This window comes from Microcoleus sp. B13-B6 (genome assembly GCF_036705405.1).
Taxonomy (GTDB): Bacteria; Cyanobacteriota; Cyanobacteriia; order Cyanobacteriales; family Microcoleaceae; genus Microcoleus.
Genome location: NZ_JAUBUJ010000001.1, coordinates 93,745 through 117,823 on the forward strand (window position 1 = coordinate 93,745; position 24,079 = coordinate 117,823).

A 24,079-nucleotide genomic window follows, 5' to 3' on the forward strand; every position below is an offset into this window, starting at 1 on the left:
CGGCAATTGGCGCGCCCTACAGGCTCTGAAATGTTCCTCCGGGTTCAATATAGCCAACTACCAGCGAAGATTGGGCCCTGCTGTCAAAATTTGCTTCTGTCAGTTCTGTTTCTAGCTGTTTGGCATTTGATTCATTTTTACTTACAAAAACTGTGATAACTTTTCTAATTTCTTTGTGTCTCTCGGCAATCATGTCGTTAATTAAAAGCTCTATAAATGGCTTATTGGTTGGCAGAGAACTGCCCATATTTTGAATTTTAACTTCTGTTTGATTTCCCTCTGAATCTGTCAAAGCCCAGCTAGAGTAGCTTTCGGGAAGTTTATTAATAGTTTGATTCGGGTGCTGGAAGTGCAACCATTTAACAACTGCTGCCTCTGTTACGGCTACAGATTCATGCAGCCGATCGACAAAAGCATAGAAAGCCTCATTATCTTCTCGGTGAGCAAGTACGTAAGCTCGCAATTCCTTTCTGCTCATAGTTTGAAAATTAGGTCGGTTCATCAGAGGATCTCCATTGCCCGTTAGGATAAATCTCTATTTCGATAGTTTCACCAGCCAAAATGTAGACGTTATTTGTGCGTTCATCGAGCCGCACTATGTAGATAGGCTGATACATATTTGTTAACTCGTAGCAAACTACAAAGCATTTGAGTAACTGCGCTGCTGTAGGAATAATCTTTGCTCCTTCACTCTCACACTCTTTGTTGTTTAGTATACAGCAGTCAGAGTTTGCAGTATCTCGCGGATCGCCCTAATGCAAATTTGTTAACTTGGCTAAAACGGTGGCGAAGAGAACGGGTTCGATCGGCTTTGTTAAGTGTTCGTTGTAACTCACATCTTGCACCATTCTCAATTACTTGTCTAGGAACAGGCAAGATGCCTGTTCCACAAAGAGTGAATTTTCTTGTGGAACAGGCATCTTGCCTGTTAAGCGAGAATGGTGCAAGATGTGAGTTGTAACCAGCGGCGATCGCCCGATCGCGGTCTTCTTCGCTAGCATAAGCTGTCAGCGCCACGGCCGGCAAGCGCTTGATTTTGTCGGATGCGGACGATCGCACTTTGCGGATCAGCGAGTAGCCGTCCTCAACGGGCATAGCGATATCACTAACTAAAATATCCGGCGGCGACTCATCTCAAGTGCCCCTTCTTACTCCGAGGCTGTTTGAGTGGCAGTGTCACCGTAAATGTCGCACCCTGGTCTTTACCGGGGCTTTCCGCAGTCACAGTGCCCCCGTGGAGTTGCACCAAGTGCTCGACGATCGCCAATCCCAGTCCCAAACCGCTGTCAGCCCTAGTTTTCGAGCCGTCTGCTTGTCGGAAGCGATCGAACACAAAGGGCAAAAACTCAGCAGGAATGCCCTTTCCGGTATCGCTGACAGTAATTTGCACGTAATTGGGTGATGAGGAATCGCTAACAGCCACCGCAGACAAGCGCACTTGCACATTTCCCCCCGAAGGCGTAAACTTGACGGCGTTAGTCAGCAAATTCCACACTACCTGCTGCAACCTCTGAGCATCGCCCCACATCAAGCTGACTGAGGGGTCAAGTTCTAACGAAACGGTGACAGACTTGGCCTCGGCTGCCAAACGAACTGAATTATGAGCCGCCTCGATCGTCTTTACCATGTAGAACCAGCCGGGTTTCAGGATCAGCTTGCCTTGAATAATCCGGGAAACGTCAAGCAAATCTTCCACTAGCTGGCTTTGCACCTTCGACTGACGCTCAATGGCTTCCAAACCCGAAGCTAATTTATCTTCGTTGTAGGGGTGGGCGCGCAGGACCTGTGCCCACCCATGAATCACATTTAAAGGCGTTCGCAATTCGTGGGAAAGAGAGTCTAGAAACTCGTCTTTCCGGCGACTGATAGCTTCTGCTTCCGCCCGCGCGGCTTGTTCGCGATCGAGCAACTGAGCGCGTTGGGCCTCGACTTGCTTGCGATCGCTGATGTCGGCGATGATCGACATACAGTTGATATTGCCGTTGCTGTCGCGGACTGGAGTTGCCCACAAACTGATGTCGATCGAGCTGCCGTCTTTCCTTTGGCGGTGGGTTTCCATGCCGGCGATCGCCTTTCCTTCGCGAATTCTTTTCAAATTAGCCATGAATTCCTCCCGCTTGTCTGCGGGAACGCAGGGCACAAATTGACCTACCGCTTCTGATTCATGCCAGCCAAAAATCCTCTCGGCTGCTGGGTTCCACATTTTCACAGTGCCGTCGTCGCAGTCCAAAACGGTAATTGCTAGGGGACAAGCCTCAATCAAAGCTTCTAAAGTTTGATGGATGTGCGATCGCGCTGCTTCTGCTTCTTTGCGATCGCTGATATCGACGTTCACCCCGATCATTCGCAAAGGCAAACCCCGATCGTCGGGAAATACCTTAGCCCTGCAAGCAATCCAGCCCACGCTTTTGTCGGGGCGGCAGATGCGGAACTCTATGTTTAATTCCTCCCCGGAAGCCCCCGCAGCTTGCACCTGCTGTTCGGTAACAGCGCGATCGTCTGGATGCACCATTTGGGCCCAACTTTCATAGCTGTCGATACCGTCGGCCGGCAGCCCGTACAAAGCCTCTAATTCCGGTGTAGACGCGATCTCGTTGGTTTGGACGTTCCATTCAAAAGTTCCGATTTTGCCTGCTTGCTGAGCGATTTGCAGCCGTTCTTGATTGTGTTTGAGTTCTGCTTCCACCCGCGATATCTCGGTCAAGTCGATGTAGAATGCGACGATCGTCTCTGGTTCGCGATCGTCCGGGCACAGAGTGGTTCCGCCCATCAGAATCGGCACGCGGCTGCCATCTTTGCGGATGTACTCTTTCTTGAAAGGAGTTGCGACTCCCTTAGTCCGCAGTTCTTGGGCCGCTAAGGCGTCCAGGTGCAGGTATTCGGGGGGGGTCATTCTGTCCCACCGCATCTGACCGGAGAGCCAGTCTGAGCGGTTGTAGCCGACCATGTTGAGCAGGGATTGGTTGGCGTAGGCGATGCGGCCGCTAAAATCGCCGATCGCGACTCCGAAAATATTTGACTCCAACAGCCGCCGGAATATGGCTTCGCTTTGCTGTATTACTCGTTTTGCTTGGTTGCGATCGGTGATTTCGGCTACCACAGTGCTGACTCCCAGCAGCGTTCCTGATTCATCGATCACGGGGTAAAAGCTGATTTGCCAATCCCGCAAAACTCCTGGCAGTTGCTTGGTTTCGGCCTTAACTTCCAAGTCGAGCACGGGGGTTTGCGTCGCCAGCACTTGGCGGTAAATCCGCTCTACCATATCGGCCATTTCGGGAATTACTTCTCTAGCGGTGCGCCCGATGTGATCTGCGATCGATCGGCCGTTGATCGCAGCGAGGCATTCGTTGAGGCGGATGTAGCGCAAATTGGTATCGACAAAGCACAGCCCGACTGGTGTGGTGTTGTAAACTAAGTCGAGTTCTGCTAGTTGGCGGCGAATGCGTATTTCGTTTTCTCGAAGTTGGTTTTGGGCTTGTTTGCGATCGGTGATATCGAGTACGAAGAATGCTCCTTTGTCTTGGCATCCTTGGAAGTTTCCGCCGCCGACTAAAACGGGGAAGCGCGTGCCGTCTTTGCGGAGATATTCTTTTTCAAAAGGCGCGCAACTTCCTGATGCTTCGACTTGCGCGAGGGCGACGCGATCGAGTTCTAGATATTCCGGCGCGGTGAGTTCGAGCCAGCGGATATTTCCCGAAACTAAGTCTTCCCTCGTATATCCGATCATTTCCAGCAAGGCGTCGTTAGCGTCAGTAACTTCGCCGTTGGCCTCCCAGAAACCGATGCCGATCATGTTAGATTCTACCACACTGCGGAAGCGCATTTCGCTTTCCCGCAAAGCTAATTCTGTTTGTTTTGCTGCGGTAATATCTGTGATAATTAGGCCGGCTCCGATTATTTCTCCCCTTTCATTTTTCACTGGGTAGTAGTTGGCTAGCCAGTAACCGAAATATCCCGGTTTCCCATCAGGTTCGCCGCTCATTTCTAAGTTTAAAACAGGCTGGCCCGTTTCTAAAACTTGCTGAATTATCGGCGCAAATTTGGCTGCATGTTCTGGCAACAATTGGCGGAAGTCTTGGCCGAGATGCTGTTCTATCGGCAAACCGTTGAGTTCTGCTAATACTTGATTGATACGGATGAAGCGCATTTCGCGATCCATAAAGCAAATCGCTAGGGGAGATGCTTCTAATAGCGAGTCAATTAAGGCGAAGGATTGCGATGTTTGAGATAGTGCTTGTTGCGCTTCAGTGTAAAGTCTGGCGTTGTCGAGGGCGATCGCCACGCGGTATGCTAAATCTTCTAGTATTGCCAAGTCTTCTGCACTGTACCGGCGGCCCAACTTTGAGGTAAAGCAAGTGATGGAACCCATTACCCGCCCGCGAGCTCTCAGCGGTACGCAAGCGTGAGATCCGATATTGAGCGAGCGCAATTTTTCCTTTTCTGCTGCATTTTCGGCGAGTGCTGCTAAAATTTCCTCATCCACTTCGGCAATTAATTCGGATTTTCCGCTGCGGATTACCACGGGATAGCCGTTAACAGCATTGTCGGCGATCGAACTTCGGATGCTGAAGTTATTAATAGTCTCAACCATAGAGGGTTCTGCGTGAGCCACAGCGACTAGACGCACTTTTGACCCCGTTTCGGTCAAATGAATGCAGCACCCGTCGGCGATCGAATTTACTGCTAATTCTGCTACCTTTTGCAGCACCGTTTCCCCGTCAAACGCATCAGCCAGCATTTTGCTGACTTCAGCTAAAAATGCCGAGCGCTGCTGTTCTCTTTCCGCTTTTTCCCTTGCTGTTTGCTCGATTGTTAACTGCAATCTTTGAGTTTCGGCAAGTTTTATTTCTGTGATATCGCGGGCGACAATTAAGGCTGATTCTGGTACGCCATTTTTGTCAAATTCTGGAACTACGCGGGATTGATAACTTCGGATGCCGTTGATTGATAAAGCCTGAAATTCGATAATTTCTTCTTGACCTGTTTCTAACACTTTGTGCAGGGTTTCATCCCACATCTGGCACTGTTCCGGCGGTATTCCTATTTCTTGACTGGTTTTACCGAGGAAGAATGAAATTGGTTTTCCTTGGCTTCTTTCAACTGCTTGATTGACATAAATATAACGCAGATTTTTGTCAGTGCGGATAATGATATCTGGCGTATTTTCTAGCAGCGTTCTCAGTTGCTGTTCGCTGTTTGCCAAAGCTGCTTGCGCTTGTTGTCTTTCCGTGACATCTCTCACCGTGCCCACATATCCGATGAGTTCGCCGGAGTCGGAAAACATCGGCGATGAACAAACGTTAATCCAGCGCACAATCCCTTCTGGTGTTTGCAGGCGATACTCGATCGCATATTCCCCACCTTGCCGAGTATAATCCAGCCATCGGCTCAATACGCGATCGCAGTCTTCCGGGTGAATGCACTTCTCCCAACCGTCTCCTAAAAGTTCTGTCAAACTCAAGCCGCAAATAGCCTGACAGCGTGGGTTTGCATAGGTGTAGCGCCCCTCAAAATCTGCCATAAAAATGCCAACCGGCGAACAGGAACTTAAACAGCGAAATCGTTCTTCTTGAGCTTGCAGCGCTTCTTTAGCTACTGTCAGTTCTGCTGTCCGCTGTTTGACGCGGCTTTCTAGTTTGGTGTAGGATAAAGCCAGGGCTATTTCTGCTTCTTGGCGATCGGTAATATCAATGCCTGTTCCTATCACATATTCTACCAAACCATCGCTATTGGTCGTCACAGTATTCGACCAAGAAATTAAGCGCTTAGAGCCGTTTTTAGTGCGCCAATAGTTTTGATATTCGCTGTTAAAATGTTCGACTTTTAGCTGGGTAAAAATTGTTTTAACTGGATCTATTTCTTCGGGAATTAAGAACAAATCCCAAACATATTTATTAATTACTTCTGCTGTCGAGTAGCCTGTAGTTTTTTCGCAAGCTTGGTTAAAGCGGACAATCCGTCCTTGGCTGTCGAGAACTACAATCAAGCAAGCTGTCGTGTCAATTACTTGGTAAATAATATTACGTTCTATTTCTAATTCTTGTTCGGCGGACTTTAAGCCAGCATACCAAGCGATAATCATTGCAGCAGCCAAAAGTAAGATTGCAGAACCTGCCTGGAAGGAAAACAGTAACAGAGTTGTCAGCAGTAAAGCCGTGCCGGCACTAAATGTAGCAATACTGTAAGATTTAATGGGTAAGGGCAAGACCTCAAACTGGCTCATTTTTGTTGACCTGTAGCGATGGCGCGATCGCACTATTGCTTATGTCGATGAAACAACCTTGTTAAAACTTAGTTAAAACTAAGTATTTATTTTTTCTATACAAAACCACATTTGTCTGCTCTGTGCCATCTTCCCAGAGGCAGATTGGGAGGGGGATTTCTGCTGAATCAACTGCTATCATAGAGCCAGGGACAAATTAGATTATCTAATTTCTGGGAGAAATAAGCGAGTGAATCACAAGCTGGCCAAAATTATCGGATTATTTTTCGCAGCCGCCACCCTCTTTGGATTCGTCGGTTACGCGCTTCAAAATCCCGACTTCGCCAGCAGCTCAGCGATATCGATCGGCTTCCCCAATCTTACCACCGCGGCCGCCGGGGCGATCGACAACAAACGATCCCAAATCTATCTTAACGGAACTTGGCAATTTGTCCCCGCAGTTGGCAACCCCCAAAACCCCCCCGTCTCTCCAAATTGGGGTTCCATCTGGGTGCCGGGAGACTGGCAAAAAGAAAACCACCAATCCGTACCCGGAATCATCACTCGCGGCAGCGGCAAAGATTGGGAAAACTTCAACAGTAAACAACTATCAAAAGCTTGGTATCAGAGAAATATAGACATTCCCGGCGACTGGACAAACCGCCGAATTTTTCTCGACTTAGCCAGAGTCAGCACCGATGCAGTCATCTTTGTCAACGGCATTAACTGCGGTCAAATACCCTGGCCCTACGGCACTATTGAAATTACCAAAGCAGCAAAACCCGGTCAAAACACCCTATCTATTTTAGTGGTCGCAGTATCTGATGAAAAGGAAAAAGCCGTCATCATGGGCCCCACAGAAATATACACAGAAAAATCCAAATTGGAATCGCGGGGAATCATCGGCGAGGTAAGGCTTCTGATCCTTCCCCCAGGCCCGTTAATTAGGGACGTATTCGTCCAAACTTCCACCCGAAAGAAGCAAGTTAAATTAGATGTAGAACTCAAAGACGTTGCCCAAAGCGGTCAAGTAGAAATAATCGCGCAAATGCTCGACGAAAAAGGCAAAGTAGAACAAAAATTTACAGGCACTGCCAAGGTTCAAGCTAAACCCATTCAAACCGTACAAGTTCAGTGGAATTGGTCAAATCCCCGTCTTTGGGATGTCGGGCAACCAAACCTTTACACCCTGAAATTAGAAGTAAAAGGCAGCGGCATTGACACGCAATACGACCAACCTTTTGGCTTCCGCGAATTTTGGATAGAAGGGCGCAAATTTTTCTTAAACGGAACCGAATTGCGGCTGCGACCAAACTTGCACTCGGAGTCTTGGCAAACCGGGACAGTTGAAGTTGCTGACAGGCTAATTGATGGCTACGTAAAAGCAGGTTTTAACATAACAGAAATGTGGCCTTGGAATCACGACGAACGGGGTAAGTGGCACTTCCGAGAGTTATTTTCGGAAAGAGCAGACCTCAAAGGTTTTCCAATTATGGCTCCCGCCTTAGACATTCGTCCTATCGCTTGGAACGGCAAGTGGAAGAACCCCCTGTGGAAAAACCGCTGGAAAGACCGAATGGTGACTGAAATGCGCCGCTACCGCAATCATCCATCAGTATTAATGTGGGCGACAAGTCCTAATTTTTTCGGCAACGGTGACGACCAAAATCCCCGTCGCATCGGCCAAACTAAAGTAGAAGGAACTCTCAGTCCGCCGGACAACGAGCGTTTGCGGGTCAACACTCCCCTAGGAAATGACGCTATAGCGACGATTAAATCCGCTGACCCCACCAGACCTGTAATGGTACACCAAGGCGCACAGTTCGGCGATGTTTATGCGCTGAATTCTTATTTAAATATGATTCCCTTGCAAGAACGGGAAGAGTGGATTTCTGAGTGGAGCAAAACCGGGGAAAAGCCCTACATGGCAGTCGAGTTTGGCACTCCTCTGCACGCAACGATGATGCGGGGCCGCAAAGGTTTTGGTCAGGCAATTCTCAGCGAACCTTGGATGACTGAGTTTGCGGCAATTTATTTTGGCAAGCAGGCTTACGAGTTGGAAACTGCCGCTTATAAAACTACAATTCGCCAGCAATTTGTCAAGGGTCAGGAATATCAAAGCTGGCATTTTAAAAACGAGTTAGATTTTGCACCAGCTTTTCAAAAGTTGCAGCAGTTATTCAGTACAAATACTTGGCGGAGTTGGCGGACTTTTGGAATGTCTGGGGGGATGATTCCTTGGAATGACGGACATGGTTGGGAAGTTTCCGAAGCTGGCAGAAAAAAGGTGGATATTGGGGCATTTCAACCGGGCCGCCGGGGAGTTTATTTGAAGCAAGTATCGAATAATCTTTTGAATTATTACCAGCCAGAAGCTTATACGGTTCATCCTGGGGGCGAGGCAATTATGAATAATAATAGCTCGACTTTGGCTTGGATTGCTGGTGCTAGCCCGGTTTTTACTGCGAAAGATCACAATTTATTTGTGGGCGGAAAACTGGCCAAGCAAGTAGTGTTAATTAACGATACGCGGACGGCGCAAGAATTTTCGTTTAATTGGCGGGTTTTGGTGGGGGGTAAAGAAGTAAAAAAAGGCGATAGAAAAGGCAGGATTGAGGCGGCAGGAACGCTGTTTTTCCCAATAGACGTAAAATTGCCAAATACCATTTCTAGCAAGGCTGACGGCGAAATTCGCTTGACTGCGCGAGTGGGCGAGCGATCGCATTCTGATACATTTGCTTTCCGCGTTTTTCCCAAACAATCCAACATCAAAGATTCGGTGACAATTTTCGATCCAGCGGGCAAAACATCGGCAATGTTAAAACAATTAGGTTATCAGCTTGTACCGTGGAATGGTTCGCAAGTCTCCTCGCTATTAATTATCGGTAGGGAAGCATTTTCTAGCGGGGAAAATTTGCCGGGAAGTGTAGAAAGTTTTGTGCAAAACGGCGGCAAAGCCATTGTGTTTCCTCAGCGCCGGGAATGGCTGGAGAATACGGGTTTCCGGGTTGCCGGCCATGTCAGCCGCCGCGCTTATCCAGTTGACAGCAGCCATCCCGCAATTAGCGGTTTAGACAGTGAAGATTTGCGGGATTGGGTGGGGGAAAGCACGCTGCTTGAAGCTTATCCAAATACGATCCAAACTGGCCCTAATTTGACTCAGGCAAATAAACATTGGTACGGCTGGCGTTGGGGAAATCGCGGCGGTGTCAGTAGCGCTTCTATTGAGAAGCCGCACCGCAGCGGTTGGCGCCCCATTTTGGAATCTGAGTTTGATTTAGCTTATTCGCCGCTGATGGAATTGGATTACGGAAAAGGGCGGCTGATTTTAAACGAGTTGGATTTGGAAGACCATTATTCTGTCGATGCTGGGGCGGCGCAGTTAGTGCAACAAATTGTGAGTTACGGCATGAATTCTCCGGTACTTGGAAAGCCGGAACAAGTGGTTTTAATTGGGGGAGATGAAGATGCCCAAAAGTTGGACAGTTTGGGGGTAATTTATCAGCGCGCTAGTTCGCTTTCTAATGATGTTGGTTTGGTGATTGTGGGGAGAGAATCGAATCTGAAAGATGCAGATTTGCGCGGTTATTTGAATGCTGGTGGGAAGGCGTTTTTCTTGCCGCGTCAAGTGCCTGCTGCGGGTTTGGGCGTGGGTTTGCAGCAAGCGCAGGATTTTGGGGGTTCGCTGGCGGTTCCGAGTTGGGATGAGGTGAAGGGGGTTAGTGCCTCAGATTTGCGATCGCGCTCTTTTTATGATACTTGGTTGATTAAGTCTGGGGGAGAAGTCGGTGCTGACGGTTTGTTAAGTCGGGTCAAAGTTGGCAAGGGTGTGGCGATTTTTTCTCAGATTGAACCGGATAGTTTGAATGCTGATACTAAGACTTATTTGCGTTTTACTCGCTGGCGGCAAACCAGGGCAAATGCTCAGATTTTGGCTAATTTAGGGGCTAGTTTTAAGGCGGATGGATCTGTGTTTAGCGGTTCGAGTCGGGAGTTTTATCACTGGGATTACAGAACGGATTTTGAGAAGGGGGATGATCCTTATCGGTATTATAGATGGTAGGATTTTTTAACCGCAGAGGGCACAGAGTACGCAGAGGAAGAGAAGAGAGAGATGAATAATTTAGTCCGGGACGCATTTCGATCGAAGAAACCGGGTTTTTTACTAAATCTGTGGTTTGCAACGAAGTATTTTCGTAAAAAAACCCGGTTTCTGGAGTCCGGTGTGTAAGTCCTAATACTGTTAAATATCAAAGGTCAAAGTGACGGCGGAAGCGCGGGTCTAGTTTGTCGGTTTTCTTTTGGTTGCAGGCGCTGCAGAGGGTTTGCAAGTTGCTGATGTCGTTGCTGCCGCCGCGCGCTAGGGGGATGATATGATCGATCGTCAGTTGGGTTTCTAGTTTGGTTTGGCCGCAGCTTTGGCACTGGTATTTATTGCGAGTAAATACATATTTTCTGACTTCTGGGGGAATGGGGATTCTAGGGGTTTTAGTCATCTTGTTTTGCTAACTCTCTTTAGGCATTTTTTGACGCAAATCTTCCAGAGGAGAAACAACTTTAGTATCTGCTGATTTTCCAGTTTCGGCAATTTCTCCAACTTCAAGCTCTTCAGGCTGAAACTCTAAAGTAATTCTCACTTTTCCTCTTTGCCAACTCTTCGCACCAGGCTTAAGTATTTTACAATCTATTCCTTCTCTAAACCAAGTTTCTTTTAATTCTGTCCATCCCGCTTGAGCTTTTATTAGAGTCATCATCGCTGCAATAAACTCACTTATTGTAAAGGTGCGGTTGGTGACTAAAATGTGATCCGAATATACAGACACCACATCGTCACGTTTCAGTGAATCAAAGTTATCATTCATTTTTATTTCCGGTTTTGGCTATTGTAATTATAAGGGTTTTTGGTGAAACTTGTACAAGTATTATTTAGTTTGAATAGATACCGGGCGAGGAAAATCGCGTCTACACAAACCAAGCAAAAATACCGGGCGAATGTAATTCGCCCGGTATTTCAATTACCCCCATTCCGATTCCAATTGTTCACCATCCACCGACACGCTATCATTTTGTCCAATTACAGGCAACAAATGCTCGTGCAACTTCATCGCCTGCAAACAACTATTAATCCCAGAAACCGCCCGATCGTACTCTTGAATCTTCTGCTCATTCTCAGCTTGCCGCCGCAGATTCCCAGCAATCTTTTCCTCCGCTTCCTGTGCCAAAGTTTGCTCCAAATAATCGCGGGCTTGACTGTATTTCTGTAAAATATCATCAGCTTGCTTTTGGGCCAGCGGCAACAAATGCTCTTTCAGGGTTTGGTTGACAGTTTGGCGGAAAGTTTGCCGAATAGTTCTAGATACTTTTGGCTCAAAATCTAGCCGCAATAATTGCCTAATTGCCGGTTGGGCGTCCACCATGTTTTCGCAGTCGAAACCTTGAGAAGTTTGCTGCAAAGTTTCCCGGAATTGATAAATTGAAAATGTGCCTTCGTCGTAAAAACGGGGACTTTCTCGCACGTAGCGATCGCACTCAACGCCCGCCGCATTTACCAAAGCATCAGAAACCCGCTTTGATAACTCCTCTAACTGCTGTTCAATTCCCCCGTCGTTCCCTAACAACCGATAGAGTAATCGATAGTATTCCGACTTGCGAACGCTATCTTTCAAATACTGAAAATAATTATCAACCAGTGACTTAGTAGCCTCTACTAAAATATCTTCCAACTGATTCGCTAAATAATAAAGCGCTTCAACTAAAACAGCAATTAAAGGTGCTGTGGCATTGCGGGGATGATTCCGCAAAGTGCGTCCGTAAGCCGCCTCAACAGAAAATCCGTCTAACAATTCATCCAAGCGCCGGATCATCCGAGATTGCAGTTGCCGAAAGTCTATATCGAAAATATCGCATCTGTTCATAATCATTTCATTGACTTCTTCGGCGATATGTTCCCGAAAATCCTGTCCGACTTGCTGCAACTCTTGATTTAGTCGCAAAAGTTCCTGTGCTTTCATTGCTTCAATTTCGCGGGGCTGGCTGTCCAAATTCCGCTGAATTGTTTGGTAATGTTTCCGCAGTTGAATGCACAAATCTTCTAAATCGTCAGCTAAATTTTTGAACAGTTGCGGGCGTTTTTCTTCTGTGAGGTAACGGGTGATGGCTGTGCGAAAATCTTCGATGCCGCTATCTTGAATTAATTGAGCAATTAATGGTTGTCCTTGTTCTGCAAGAATCCGCACGTAGTTTTCATTGGGTGTTTCGTAGCTGTTCACTGAAATGCGAAATTTGCTCGGAGACAGTTTGCCGGAATTCGCACAGTAGCGATTAAATTCACTAACAAATTGCGGAGTTTCTTCACTATTACTAAAAAAATCTGAATCTAATTTATCATCTCCCGAAACTCGCCCTTGACTGCTGGCAAAGATTGTATTTAAACCAAAGCGATCGCGCCCTGTTGTCCCTCGAATCAAACTCCCGTAAAATCCCAACAATCCGCTAGTTTTGTAAACTCTGGCAGTATCGCGAAAGTCGGAATTAATCAGATTTTCTAAGCGCTGTCGCAGTTGCGTGTTGTACCAAGTTTCGTCAATGCGGTTAAAAATGTAAAACAGTCGATCGCGAATTCCGGGATTTCCCCGTGTCTTTTCCATCAACTCGGTTTCCTCCGTCGTCATTTCCCCAGACGAAGCCGCTTTCAAAACGCACACAACCGCCGAAGTATCCGGGCTTTCAATCTTATCATAAGTCAATTCTGCATCCCGTTGCACTGGTGCATCAATTCCCGGCGTATCGATAATAATATTGCCATCTTGCAGCAGCGGATGATAACAGTAATATTCAACTCGCTTGAGTACAGCGCTGTTACTACCGCGACGGGCATAACTAGCAGCTTCCTTGAGATTGGAAAAATTAAACTGTTCCATCGAGTAGGTAGCGTTTTCGAGAGTTTGGATGCGATCGCGATTTGCCTCAAAACCTTCTAACAGCAGCATCAAAGCCTTAGCTTTTTTGGCAACCTCGGATTTATTTTCGCCGCCTTCCGTTTCAATAATTATGTTACATCCCTGAGACAACAGCGACACTACATCTGTTTGATTAATATTAAGTTCAGTAGCTAAACCTAACTGATGGCAAAGCACAGAAGCTTGCTGGCTAATCTCAAACTCGCTCAAAAAAGTGAGAACAACCCGCTCTTTTTCCGGCTCAGCAAAGGCGATATAACATTCAGTACCTGTCGCGTGCCCTTCTGCACTGTAGAGCAATTCCCGCTCCAGCAAAGCATTAATTAGCATGGATTTTCCCGCACTGAAAGCGCCAGCAAACACAATTTCAAACTCAGGAGAAATTGCCTTTTTCAGAGAAGCTTGTACCGCCGTGATATCTTGTTGTCGCAAAGAGGATTCCTGACGCAGCAGTTGCAGTAAAGAGTCAACTTGCTCTTGCAGATTGTTGCATTGAGGGGGCATTTGAGTCATCGCGGCAGACTGCTCCTGATTGTGGGAAAATTACCTTAGTCTTAATTCTCTGCTAGTTCAGGAATAATCACAACAGTAATTTTACTTATGCGATCCGGGATTGCTGAAAGTGCGATCCTCTTCGAGGGCTCCGCTAACGGCTATTCTGCGGGTAAATCTTGTGTTTGCAGCCAAGCTGTTAAATCTGATATGTCGTTAAAATTTAACAAGGCTTCTCCTAAGTTTTCCAATTGGTCGATCGACAATTCCCCAATTAGACTTTGAACTTCGGGAGTGACAGCACCTACACGGCGTTCCAACAGACGAACAATCAGTGCTATTTGTCCTTCCTTAATTCCTTCTTGTCTGCCTTTTTCTGTTGCTATGCTGACGGCTTTAGTGATTTCTCCCCGACGGTCTTGGATGTAAATTTCCTGTTTTTGCAACTCGCTTAATTCGTCATAGCTCAAATTAGCTTTAGTCGCTATTGCAAATGCTTGACTAATCTCTGGCACCTCTTCCATTGTTGCAGGTACTGCGTTTAAGTCCCTAGCAGTTTTGAGAAAATAAATCCACTTATCGGTTAATGTTTCTAACTCGTTCAAACTTTTTTGGAACTTGGGTAACTCAACAAAAACCAATTCACAATCGAAAATAGGATAATCGCTCAAGAACTCTCTTTCTTTCAGGACAAACCGCGAAATTACTTTCCTAAAATCCTCAAACATCTCAAAATCAGTGATGGTCAAGGCAATCACTGGATTCAACATTACATATTGTTCTGCTGTTTCTAATTGCGTTGAATAAGCTTTGGCTGCATTGTACAAAATCCGCTTTTCAAAAGCCTCTACGTTCAAAACCTGCATCTCGATAATTACATTTGTGCCGTCATTTAACTGAGCTCTAATATCGACGTAAGTATCCTTAAGACCTCGAATTAGCGGTAGTGAATGAGGATCGAGGATTTGCAAACTTTCGATGGTGGGCTGACTGTCATACAGCAAGGCATTCAAAAAACTCTTGAGAATGTCTTTGCTATTTTCAGAACCGAATATTTTTTTGAAAGCAAAATCAGTTTTAGGATTGATGAATGTGAACATATTGGTAAGGGTAAATTTGTAATAGTTAAGTCTTCAGGTGCGGGAGGCGCACCCTACTAGATTATAGCAACCAAACTTCTGGTGTGCATTGCACGCTACAGAATTAAACCGACAAATTTTGACGCGGTTTAAAAAATTCTATCTGCCGCAATTTTTCGTACAATTCCCGTTCCTCCTCGCTAATTTCCTTGGGGATTAACACCTGAATTTCTACCAATTGATCGCCCCGATCGCCATTTCCTGTTGGATAGCCTTTGTTAGCCAGTCGCAACCGCTTTCCAGACGTTACTCCCGGTGGCAATTTCATCTTTACCAAGCCGTCTAGCGTCGGTACTTCCACCTCTCCCCCCAACACCGCTTCGCTGGGAGTCAGTGGCAATTCGCAGCAAATATCCGACATTTCCAATCGAAAAAATGGATGGGGAGAAACCGTGATTTTCAAATATAAATCCCCGCCGCCCATACCTTGATTTCGCAAGCGAATCCGCTGGCCTGATACCATAGCAGGAGGCAGAGTCACCTCGATCGCTCGCCCATCTTCCAAACGAATTCGCTCAGTACCACCCGAATAAGCCCTTTCCAAAGGCAGAGTTAGCCTGGCCTCAATGTCTCTTCTCGTTTCGCGATCGACTGTTTCCCGTCGCATTTCGCGATCGACTGCTTCCCGTCGCATTTCGCGATCGTCCACATCCCGTCGCATTTCGCGATCGACTGCTTCCCGTCGCATTTCGCGATCGTCTGTTTCTCGTCGCATTTCGCGATCGTCAAAATCCCTTCTAGGTGGGCGAGAATTAGCCACATAACTCGTTTTCTTAGAAGCCGTACTCCACGGTTCCGAGGAGGCTACTCCCTGTGTATCATTCGCTGTCGCCATCCTCACTTCTCGGCGCCTTCCGAGCACTTGATCGAGAAATTTATTAAAATCCGAGTAATCACTAAAATCGACATCTTCGGTCGGTTTTTTGCGAGTATTTTTAGTGTTTCCCCAAGTTTTGAAATTGGGAAGTCGCACCCCTTGCTTTCCTTGAAATCCCTTTTGTTTCCAGAATTTACTAAACTGATCGTATTGAGCGCGCTTCTCGATATCGGAAAGAATATCATAAGCTTCATTAATATCCTTAAACTTATCTTCAGCAGATTGATCCCCTGGATTTACGTCAGGGTGCAACTGTCTGGCTAGCCGTCGATAGGCTTTTTTTATCTCATCAGCCGTGGCATCTTTGGGCACTCCCAAAATTAGATAGTAATTGCGAAAATTCTGCATATTTAGTCATTAGTCATTAGTTATTAGTCATTAGTCATTAGTCATTAATTATTAGTCATTAGTCATTAGTCATGCTGCTTCCCTGCTTCAAACTAGGGACTAATGACTAGGGACTAATGACTAACCACTAATTAGAGCCAATCGTCGTCATCATCCCAATCGTCGCTTTGATTTTGATAAGGGCGAGTGGGGCGATTAGCACTGCTTCTACGATCGCCCATTCGATCGCCCATTCGATCGCCCATTCGATCGCCCATTCGATCGCCCATTCGATCGCCGGTGCGATCGTAGGGACGATCGGGAATTGGATCGACAGTCGATCGCCTGTACGGTTTAGCATTTTGATAATAGCTGTTGTCATCGCTGCGCCGCTTGGTACCGTCGCCCGTAAAAGTCCGCTTCACAGACTCAAAGAAATCATCATCATCGTCATCATCAGCAAAAGCTGAAACTTCCCGGCTCAAATCGTAAAGAGCATCTTGCAAATCCGAACCAACTTGGTCAACTCCCCGCTCATCATTGCGTTCCAAACTGTCTCGCAATTCCCGAATTAAAGTTTCAATTCGCTGGCGGCTTCTTTGAGCAAACTGCATTCCGCGATCGAGCGCAACTTCTCGCAACTGCCGCTCAGCTTGATAAGCTAAAGCTTCAGCGCGATTGCGTTTTTCTACCCTTTCCCGCTGCAACTTATCAGCTTGAGCAAACTGTTCCGCATCGCGAATCATTTGATTCACTTCCTGCTGACTCAGCGTCGAAGCACCTTGCACAGTAATGCTTTGTTCCCTGCCGGTAGTTTTGTCCAAAGCTGTCACCAACAGCATCCCGTTAGCATCAATATCAAAAGCTACTTGCACCTGCGGAATCCCTCGCGGTGCCGGCGGAATTCCAGTTAGTTTAAACCGTCCCAAAGACTTATTATCTCTGCCTAATTCCCGTTCCCCTTGGATGACGTGAATTTCTACCACAGTTTGGTTGTTTTCAGCAGTGGAAAAAATGTCCGATCGCCTGACGGGAATAGTAGTATTGCGAGGAATCAGTTTTTTCATCACCCCGCCGATAGTTTCCAAACCCAGCGACAGCGGCGTCACATCCAACAGCAGCACATCGCGGACATCCCCACCCAAAATACCCGCTTGAATTGCCGCACCCACCGCCACAACTTCATCGGGATTCACATTTTGATTCGGTTCTCGATCGATCAAACTGCGAACAACTTCCTGCACCAAAGGAATGCGAGTCGAACCGCCGACTAGCACAACTTCATCAATGCGAGAAGGACTCAAACTTGCATCAGCCAAAGCTTGTTTCACCGGCCGCCGTAGCCGCTGCACCAAATCTGTGCACAGCCCCTCAAATTGACCGCGAGTTAGTCGCGTTTCCAGATGCAAAGGCCCGTCTTCATTCGCATCGATAAATGGCAAATTAATCTCGGTGACACCGACTCCCGACAGTTCAATCTTGGCTTTTTCGGCCGCTTCGATCAAGCGCTGCAAAGCTTGCCGGTTGCGTCGCAAATCAATTCCTTCTTTTTCTAAGAATTGTTCTGCCAACCAATCCACAATTTTGGAGTCAAAATCATTGCCGCCCAATTGAGTGTCGCCGCTAGTTGCTTTGACTTCAAATACTCCGTCTCCCACGTCTAAAATCGACACATCAAAAGTACCGCCGCCCAAATCAAACACTAAAATAGTTTGACTTTCTCGCCTCTCCAAACCGTAAGCTAAAGAAGCCGCCGTCGGCTCATTTAAAATCCGTTTGACATCAAGTCCGGCAATTCGTCCAGCATCTCGCGTCGCCTGTCGCTGCGAGTCATTGAAATAAGCGGGAACAGTAATTACAGCCCCCGTTACCTCTTGTCCCAGATAGCGGCTGGCTTCATCGGCCAGTTTCCGCAAAACCATCGCCGAAATTTCCTCTGGGGCAAAATCTTTTTTCAGGCGGGGACACTTGATTTTGATGTTCCCGTTTTCGTCGCGGCGAGTTGTGTAAGGGACGCGCTTTGATTCTGGAGTCAGTTCGGTATATTTGCGTCCGATGTACCGCTTGACGGCGTAAAAGGTGTTTTGCGGATTGAGAACAGTCTGGCGTCTGGCCATCTGTCCCACAAGGCGTTCTCCTTCCTTTGTGAAAGCGACTACCGAGGGAGTTGTCCGCATCCCTTCTGCATTGGCAATCACAACCGGTTTGCCGCCTTCCATGACGGCTACTACTGAGTTTGTTGTTCCGAGGTCAATGCCAACTACTTTACCCATGCGTCAGTTGTCTCCTGTGGCGTTGTGTGTAACTTTTTCAATATAAGCGTTAAGTATGATTGCACTTATTGTACCGCGTCGAGAAGCGGGGGCTGCAGGGGGATTGCCTCACCTGCGGTTCAGGTTGCTGGGGTTGGCTGGGTGCGATCGACCTTTTTTCGATACGGTTTGGCGCAGCAACCGAGGAGTAAATTGATTAGAACTCATATCTTGCACCATTCTCAAGAACAGGCAAGATGCCTGTTCCACAAAAATTCAATGTTCTTGTGGAACAGGCATCTTGCCTGTTCATAAAAGCCTAATTGAGAATGGTGCAAGATATCAGTTAGAATGGAGAGCAAAAGTTATCCTATCATTAACATAGAGGTAGCCTGAGTGACCGGATTAGAATTATTACAGTCAGTTGAGTTTCTCAATCTAAAAGGCAAAGCAGTTAAAGATAAGTGGGATGAAGATTGAGGTTATTACAAGTAGGAATTACGCACGGGTGGTCAGAAACCGGGTTTTTTTACGAAAATCTTTCGCACTCACCCACAGATTCGGTAAAAAACCCGGTTTCTTGGGCATAGATGCGTAAGTCCTGACAAGATTAATTTTCACTACAAACTTAAGGAGGCAAGAGTTATGCAAAGCATTAAAGTGCGATCGCACGTCGGATCAGACGGGATGTTGCATTTGCAAGTCCCGGTTGGGATAAAAGATACAGATTTAGAAGTTATTGTAGTTTTCCAGCGCATAACACCAGCAACTGAGGCTAAAAAACCGGAAGATTTAGGCTGGTCTCCCGGTTTTTTTGAGACAGTAATAGGAAGTTGGGAAGGAGAACCGCTTGTTCGTCCCGATCAGTTGGAATATGAAATCCGGGAAGAATTGCTGTGATTTATCTTTTAGACACCAATACTTGCATCCGTTTGTTAAATCCAGACCGCAACTCATCGGTATCTCGCCGACTAGCAATGATTCGGTCAGGTGATGTAGCAATATGCTCTGTAGTTAAAGCAGAACTTTACTGGGGTGCTTTTAAAAGTTCTCGTCAAGATAGCAATCTAGCTAGACTAGAACGTTTTTTCAATGAGTTTGTAAGTTTGCCTTTTGATGACCAGTCTGCCCTAATTTACGGTCAAATTCGCGCCGGGCTAGCTGCATCTGGGACACCTATCGGCCCTAATGACCTCTTGATTGCCTCTATTGCTCTTGCCAACAACCTAATTCTTGTAACTCACAATACCCGCGAGTTCAGCCGTGTTGAGGGTTTGCGTCTGGAAGATTGGGAGATAGAGGTCTGAGTTATACCAATTTCATAAAGTTATGCTACATAGAAAGTTTTACTCCCCCCCTTAATAAGGGGGGGTTGGGGGGGGTAGATATGTAGCGCTATTTTATGAATTTGGTATTAGATGTATCGAGTTCGCCTACAATCACAATCTCGCTCCAACAATGCCTGCAATCAAAAAAATAAAACTATGAAATTCACCCTAGATGTAGAAAACAATCCCGCAGGCTGGCCGGATCACACTCAATTACCAGAATCCGACGGCACTTTTGTGAAAAACTTTCAAGAACATCCCCAAAGCATTCTGTTAACCGATTCAATTACTCCCGTCTTCCAAAGCATTCATCTAGATGGTAACTATTGCATCGGTCAAGACTGCGGCATTTATTGGCGATTAACTGACCCGTTAGAAAAGGGTGCAGAAGCGCCAGACTGGTTTTATGTGCCCAATGTTCCGCCAACTATTGACGGTCAATTGCGCCGTTCTTATGTGATGTGGCAAGAATTTGTAGCACCGTTAATTGTGTTAGAGTTTGTATCGGGCAATGGTGCAGAAGAACGGGACAGAACGCCTTTGTTGCGATCGGGTCAACAGGAAACTAAGCCGGGGAAATTCTGGATTTATGAAAATGTCATCCATCCGGCCTTTTACGGAATTTATGAAGTAACTAAGGCTAGCGTTGAAGTCTATCACATGATCGAAGATAGGTATCAATTAGTTGCTGCAAACGATCGCGGTCATTATCCCATTGCACCGTTAGGAGTGGAATTGGGAATTTGGCAAGGAAGGTATCAAAATGTGGAATTACCTTGGTTGCGCTGGTGGGATAGTCAAGGGAATCTGTTGTTATCTGGATCTGAAAGAGCCGATCGCGCCCAAGACCAATTAGAGCAATTGCGCGCTCAATTGCGATCGGCTGGAATTGAACCGCAATTGTAAGCAGGTTTGTAGTGATGACTTTAGTCCTTCCATGTGATTTTTCAAGGACTAAAGTCCTTACTACAAACTTTTTTATGTACAACTAATATAACAGAGGAAACCAAGTGCCGCGCATTTTTGACAACATCGAACAATCACTGCTACCAGCATTGCGAGACACCATTAAACTCTCCTATCGGGCAGATTTTTGTGTGGGCTATTTCAATCTTCGGGGATGGCGGAGAATTGGCGATTTAATAGAAGCATATGTGGGAAACCAAGGAGCTTGCTGCCGCCTTTTGGTGGGAATGCAAAGTTTGCCTGCGGATGAATTGAATGCTAGTTTTAGCCTAATTTCCCATCACGGGGGGATTGACAATAATGCCATTATTCGGCTCAAAAAACGGATGGCTGAGGAATTTCGCCACCAGTTGACGATAGGGGCTCCCAACGATCGCGACGAGCAGGGCTTACGCAGGTTAAGCTATCAGATTAAAACGGGAAAAGTTATTGTTAAATTATTCTTAGCTTACCCACTGCACGCTAAACTTTATCTCGTTCATCGTCAAGACCCAAACAGCCCAATTGTAGGTTTTTTGGGCAGCAGCAATCTGACTTTATCGGGACTGTCAAAACAAGGGGAATTGAATATTGATATTTTAGATTTTGATGCTTGTAATAAGTTGCAAAAATGGTTTGACGATCGCTGGGAAGAATACGGCTGTGTTGATATTTCTAAAGAACTCGCAGAAATTATCGATCGCAGTTGGGCTAGAGCAGAACTAATTCCACCTTATCACATCTATCTCAACATTGTCTATCATTTGTCCCGCGAGGCGATCGCAGGTATTGCTGAGTTTCAGATTCCCCGCGCTTTTAAGGGTTTATTTAAATTTCAAGAAGAAGCCGTTAAGTTAGCCGCCCGTCACATTACCAGACGGGGAGGCGTAATTATTGGCGACGTTGTAGGGTTGGGTAAAACTTTAGTCGGAACTGCGATCGCCAAAATTTTACAAGAAGACTGTTTCTTGGAAACCCTGATTATTTGTCCCAAAAACTTGGTAAAAATGTGGGATGAGTATAATTATAAATATCACCTGGGTGCCAAAGTGTTATCCATCAGTCTGGTACAGCAAGAATTGCCAGAATTGCGGCGCTATCGAGTTGTGTTAATTGATGAAAGTCACAACCTCCGAAACCGAGAAGGCAAGCGATATCGAGCGATTCAAGAATATATTGCCATCAACGAAAGTAAATGTATATTGCTTTCAGCAACTCCCTACAACAAAACCTATTTAGATTTATCTTCTCAGTTGCGGCTGTTTATTCCTGAAGACCAAAATTTAGGACTGCGGCCCGAAGCTTTGCTGAATCAATTGGGCGGAGGCAGTCAAGGAGAGTTAGAATTTATTAAGCGGCATCAATGTTCCGTGCGCTCTTTGGCTGCTTTTGAAAAAAGCGAACATCCTGATGATTGGCGAGATTTGATGAAGCACTACATGGTGAGGCGCACTCGCTCTTTTATTAAAGAAAATTATGCGGAAACTGACGCAGAGAAGAAGCGCAAATATCTAGAATTTGCCGATCGCACGCGATCCTATTTTCCCGATCGCCTTCCCAAAACCATTAAGTTTTCCTCGGAAACTTCCGCAACTAACTCCCAGCTTGACTTTGAGGAAATTGTCGAAGTCATCAATGCACTAAATCTGCCGCGTTACGGGCTGGGAAATTACATCGCCAAAAAACCCAAACAACAGCCGACTGAAGCAGAACAGCGACAGTTAAATGCCCTATTTCGTGGGGGTCGGCGGTTAATGGGATTTTCGCGGACAAACCTGTTTAAACGCCTAGAAAGCAGCGGCAGTGCCTTTATTCAGTCGATCGAGCGCCACATCCTGCGGAATTTTATCTATTTATATGCGATCGACCAAAACTCCGATATTCCGATCGGCACCCAGGATGCAGACTTGTTGGATACCCGCAACAGCGATGAAGATGCTGATTCTGTGGTGGTTAGCAGTTTTGAAAGCGAAGAAATCGAAGATGATGCGGGCGAAACTTTAGATATTGAAGCAGAATTGCTGTTAAGCGAAAAGAGTTTTAAACAGCGGGCAGAAGTAGTTTATCGAGAATATCAAACGCGCTACCCGCGCAGGTTTAAATGGCTCAAATCCGACTTTTTTGATACCAAGAAGTTAAAACGGGATTTGCTAGCAGATGCCCGCTGTCTGATAGAAGTCTTGCAAACTTGCGGTAAATGGCATTCTCAACCCGATGAAAAGTTAGCTGCTTTGGTGAAATTGCTCACAGAAACTCACCCCCATGAGAAAGTATTAATTTTTACTCAGTTTGCCGATACAGTCCGCTATATAACTGATAATTTAACTAAGCTAAATATTGCGGGCGCTGCATCGGTGACAGGTAAATCAAAAGACCCCACCGAACTCACATTTCGGTTTAGTCCGACTAGCAACGGTAAGCGTGACAAAATCTCCCCAGAACGAGAATTGCGAATCTTAATTGCCACCGACATTCTGAGTGAAGGTCACAACTTACAAGACAGTGCGATTATCGTTAATTATGACTTACCTTGGGCAATTATTCGGTTAATTCAGCGGGCGGGAAGGGTGGACAGAATCGGTCAAAAAGCCGATCGCATTTTGTGCTATTCGTTTTTGCCAGACGAAGGAGTCGATCGCATTATCAACCTGCGCGAAAGACTGCGCCGACGCTTGCAAGAAAATGCCGAAGTCGTCGGAACTGATGAGACATTTTTTGAGGATGACTCACCTCAAGTAATTCTCGATATTTACAATGAAAAATCAGGAATTTTAGATGGCGAAGAAGATGCCGAAGTTGACTTAACATCCGAAGCTTTTCAAATTTGGAAAAATGCCACGGACAACAACCCAACTTTGAAAAAAACCATTGAGTCAATGCCAAATGTAGTTTATTCAACTCGCAATCATACTCCCGCACCCTTGCAACCAGAAGGAGTTTTATTGTACATGAAAACCGCCGAGGGAAATGATTCGTTGATTTGGGTCGATCGCGATGGCAATAGCGTTAGTCAATCGCAACTCGGAATCCTCAGAATTGCAGCCTGCGACGAAGCGACACCAGCAATTCCCAGAGACAAACAGCATCACGAATTAGTCACAAAAGGTGCAGAGTTGATAGCAGAAGAAGAGTTAACTGCGGGCGGACAATTGGGCAGGCCTTCCGGGGCCAGGTTCCGAACCTATGAACGTTTGAAGAGTTACTTTAAGGAAATGAATGGTACAATATTTGCATCCGATGAATTGTCAAAAGCCATCGATGAAATTTACCGCTATCCCCTGCGCCAGTCGGCAATTGACACGTTAAATCGGCAGTTAAAAAGCGGGATTGGCGATCGACAATTAGCTGAATTAGTCGTGGGTTTGCGGATGGATGACCGTTTGTGTATAGTCAATGAAGACGAAGACAAACGGGAACCGATGATTATTTGTTCTTTAGGCTTGTTTCAGGAGAAAGCTGTCAGTCCGCCATTCCTCTCACCATCCAGCTAGTCCGCCAGGGAATGAATTCCCTGTCTAATAGCGAAAGTCGTCTAAAGACGACTCATGAATTGAAAAT

16 protein-coding genes are annotated in these 24,079 nt (G+C 46.3%); 6 read left to right on the top strand and 10 right to left on the bottom strand.

All coding sequences use genetic code 11. The features are described 5' to 3' along the window. Positions 1-16: 16 nt before the first annotated feature. The 4 genes from QUB35_RS00395 to QUB35_RS00405 are packed head-to-tail and all read right to left on the bottom strand — an operon-like array spanning position 17 to position 6,223. Positions 17-502, bottom strand: a complete 486-nt coding sequence (locus tag QUB35_RS00395) for a DUF6887 family protein (protein ID WP_333138291.1) — start codon at positions 500-502, stop codon at positions 17-19. Then, a complete protein-coding gene (locus QUB35_RS39055; protein ID WP_445252107.1) occupies positions 489-716 on the bottom strand; it encodes a DUF6888 family protein in 228 nt (75 codons plus the stop codon). Before QUB35_RS39055 ends, QUB35_RS00395 begins: the two co-directional genes overlap by 14 nt. A gap of 7 nt (positions 717-723) precedes the next feature. Beyond that, positions 724-1,095: a hypothetical protein gene (locus QUB35_RS00400; RefSeq protein WP_333138293.1), complete on the bottom strand. Its 372-nt coding sequence runs from the start codon at positions 1,093-1,095 to the stop codon at positions 724-726. A 34-nt stretch (positions 1,096-1,129) separates the two neighbouring features. Beyond that, on the bottom strand, positions 1,130-6,223 hold the full coding sequence (locus QUB35_RS00405; protein WP_333138295.1) for a PAS domain S-box protein: 5,094 nt from the start codon (positions 6,221-6,223) through the stop codon (positions 1,130-1,132). Between the two features lie 229 nt (positions 6,224-6,452). On the opposite strand from QUB35_RS00405, the gene QUB35_RS00410 reads away from it, so the two are divergent. Next, the gene (locus tag QUB35_RS00410; protein ID WP_333138297.1) at positions 6,453-10,265 is read left to right on the top strand and encodes a glycoside hydrolase family 2 TIM barrel-domain containing protein; all 3,813 of its coding nucleotides are present in this window, start codon (positions 6,453-6,455) and stop codon (positions 10,263-10,265) included. 187 nt (positions 10,266-10,452) lie between these two features. Here the strand turns inward: QUB35_RS00410 and QUB35_RS00415 are convergent, their stop codons facing one another. The 6 genes from QUB35_RS00415 to dnaK all read right to left on the bottom strand — a co-directional run bounded on the left by QUB35_RS00415 (position 10,453) and on the right by dnaK (position 18,269). Continuing rightward, complete coding sequence (locus QUB35_RS00415; RefSeq protein WP_333138299.1) at positions 10,453-10,698, bottom strand: HNH endonuclease; 246 nt, start codon at positions 10,696-10,698, stop codon at positions 10,453-10,455. Between the two features lie 9 nt (positions 10,699-10,707). Continuing rightward, positions 10,708-11,064 (bottom strand): KGK domain-containing protein, encoded by a 357-nt coding sequence (locus tag QUB35_RS00420; protein WP_333138301.1) that lies wholly within the window; start codon positions 11,062-11,064, stop codon positions 10,708-10,710. Positions 11,065-11,217: 153 nt separating this feature from the next. Continuing rightward, on the bottom strand, positions 11,218-13,674 hold the full coding sequence (locus QUB35_RS00425; protein WP_333138303.1) for a dynamin-like GTPase family protein: 2,457 nt from the start codon (positions 13,672-13,674) through the stop codon (positions 11,218-11,220). 140 nt (positions 13,675-13,814) lie between these two features. Further along, positions 13,815-14,753 carry an Rpn family recombination-promoting nuclease/putative transposase gene (locus tag QUB35_RS00430; RefSeq protein WP_333138305.1) on the bottom strand — a complete coding sequence of 313 codons (939 nt, stop codon included), beginning with the start codon at positions 14,751-14,753 and terminating at the stop codon, positions 13,815-13,817. A gap of 103 nt (positions 14,754-14,856) precedes the next feature. Beyond that, positions 14,857-16,017 (bottom strand): J domain-containing protein, encoded by a 1,161-nt coding sequence (locus tag QUB35_RS00435; RefSeq protein ID WP_333138307.1) that lies wholly within the window; start codon positions 16,015-16,017, stop codon positions 14,857-14,859. A gap of 131 nt (positions 16,018-16,148) precedes the next feature. Next, complete coding sequence (dnaK, locus tag QUB35_RS00440) at positions 16,149-18,269, bottom strand: molecular chaperone DnaK (RefSeq protein WP_333138309.1); 2,121 nt, start codon at positions 18,267-18,269, stop codon at positions 16,149-16,151. 55 nt (positions 18,270-18,324) lie between these two features. Between dnaK and QUB35_RS00445 the strand changes: the two genes are divergently transcribed. From QUB35_RS00445 to QUB35_RS00465, 5 genes are all read left to right on the top strand, one after another. Beyond that, positions 18,325-18,465, top strand: coding sequence for a hypothetical protein (locus tag QUB35_RS00445; protein WP_333138311.1), 141 nt, complete (start codon positions 18,325-18,327; stop codon positions 18,463-18,465). A gap of 428 nt (positions 18,466-18,893) precedes the next feature. Beyond that, entirely contained in the window at positions 18,894-19,148 is a 255-nt protein-coding gene (locus QUB35_RS00450; protein ID WP_333138313.1) for a hypothetical protein, read from the top strand. Then, positions 19,145-19,555 (top strand): type II toxin-antitoxin system tRNA(fMet)-specific endonuclease VapC, encoded by a 411-nt coding sequence (vapC, locus tag QUB35_RS00455; RefSeq protein ID WP_333138315.1) that lies wholly within the window; start codon positions 19,145-19,147, stop codon positions 19,553-19,555. The genes QUB35_RS00450 and vapC overlap by 4 nt, the downstream gene beginning before the upstream one ends. Before the next feature lie 177 nt (positions 19,556-19,732). After that, on the top strand, positions 19,733-20,482 hold the full coding sequence (locus QUB35_RS00460) for a Uma2 family endonuclease (RefSeq protein WP_333138318.1): 750 nt from the start codon (positions 19,733-19,735) through the stop codon (positions 20,480-20,482). 104 nt (positions 20,483-20,586) lie between these two features. Then, positions 20,587-24,012, top strand: coding sequence for a helicase-related protein (locus QUB35_RS00465; protein ID WP_333138320.1), 3,426 nt, complete (start codon positions 20,587-20,589; stop codon positions 24,010-24,012). Positions 24,013-24,079: the final 67 nt, after the last annotated feature.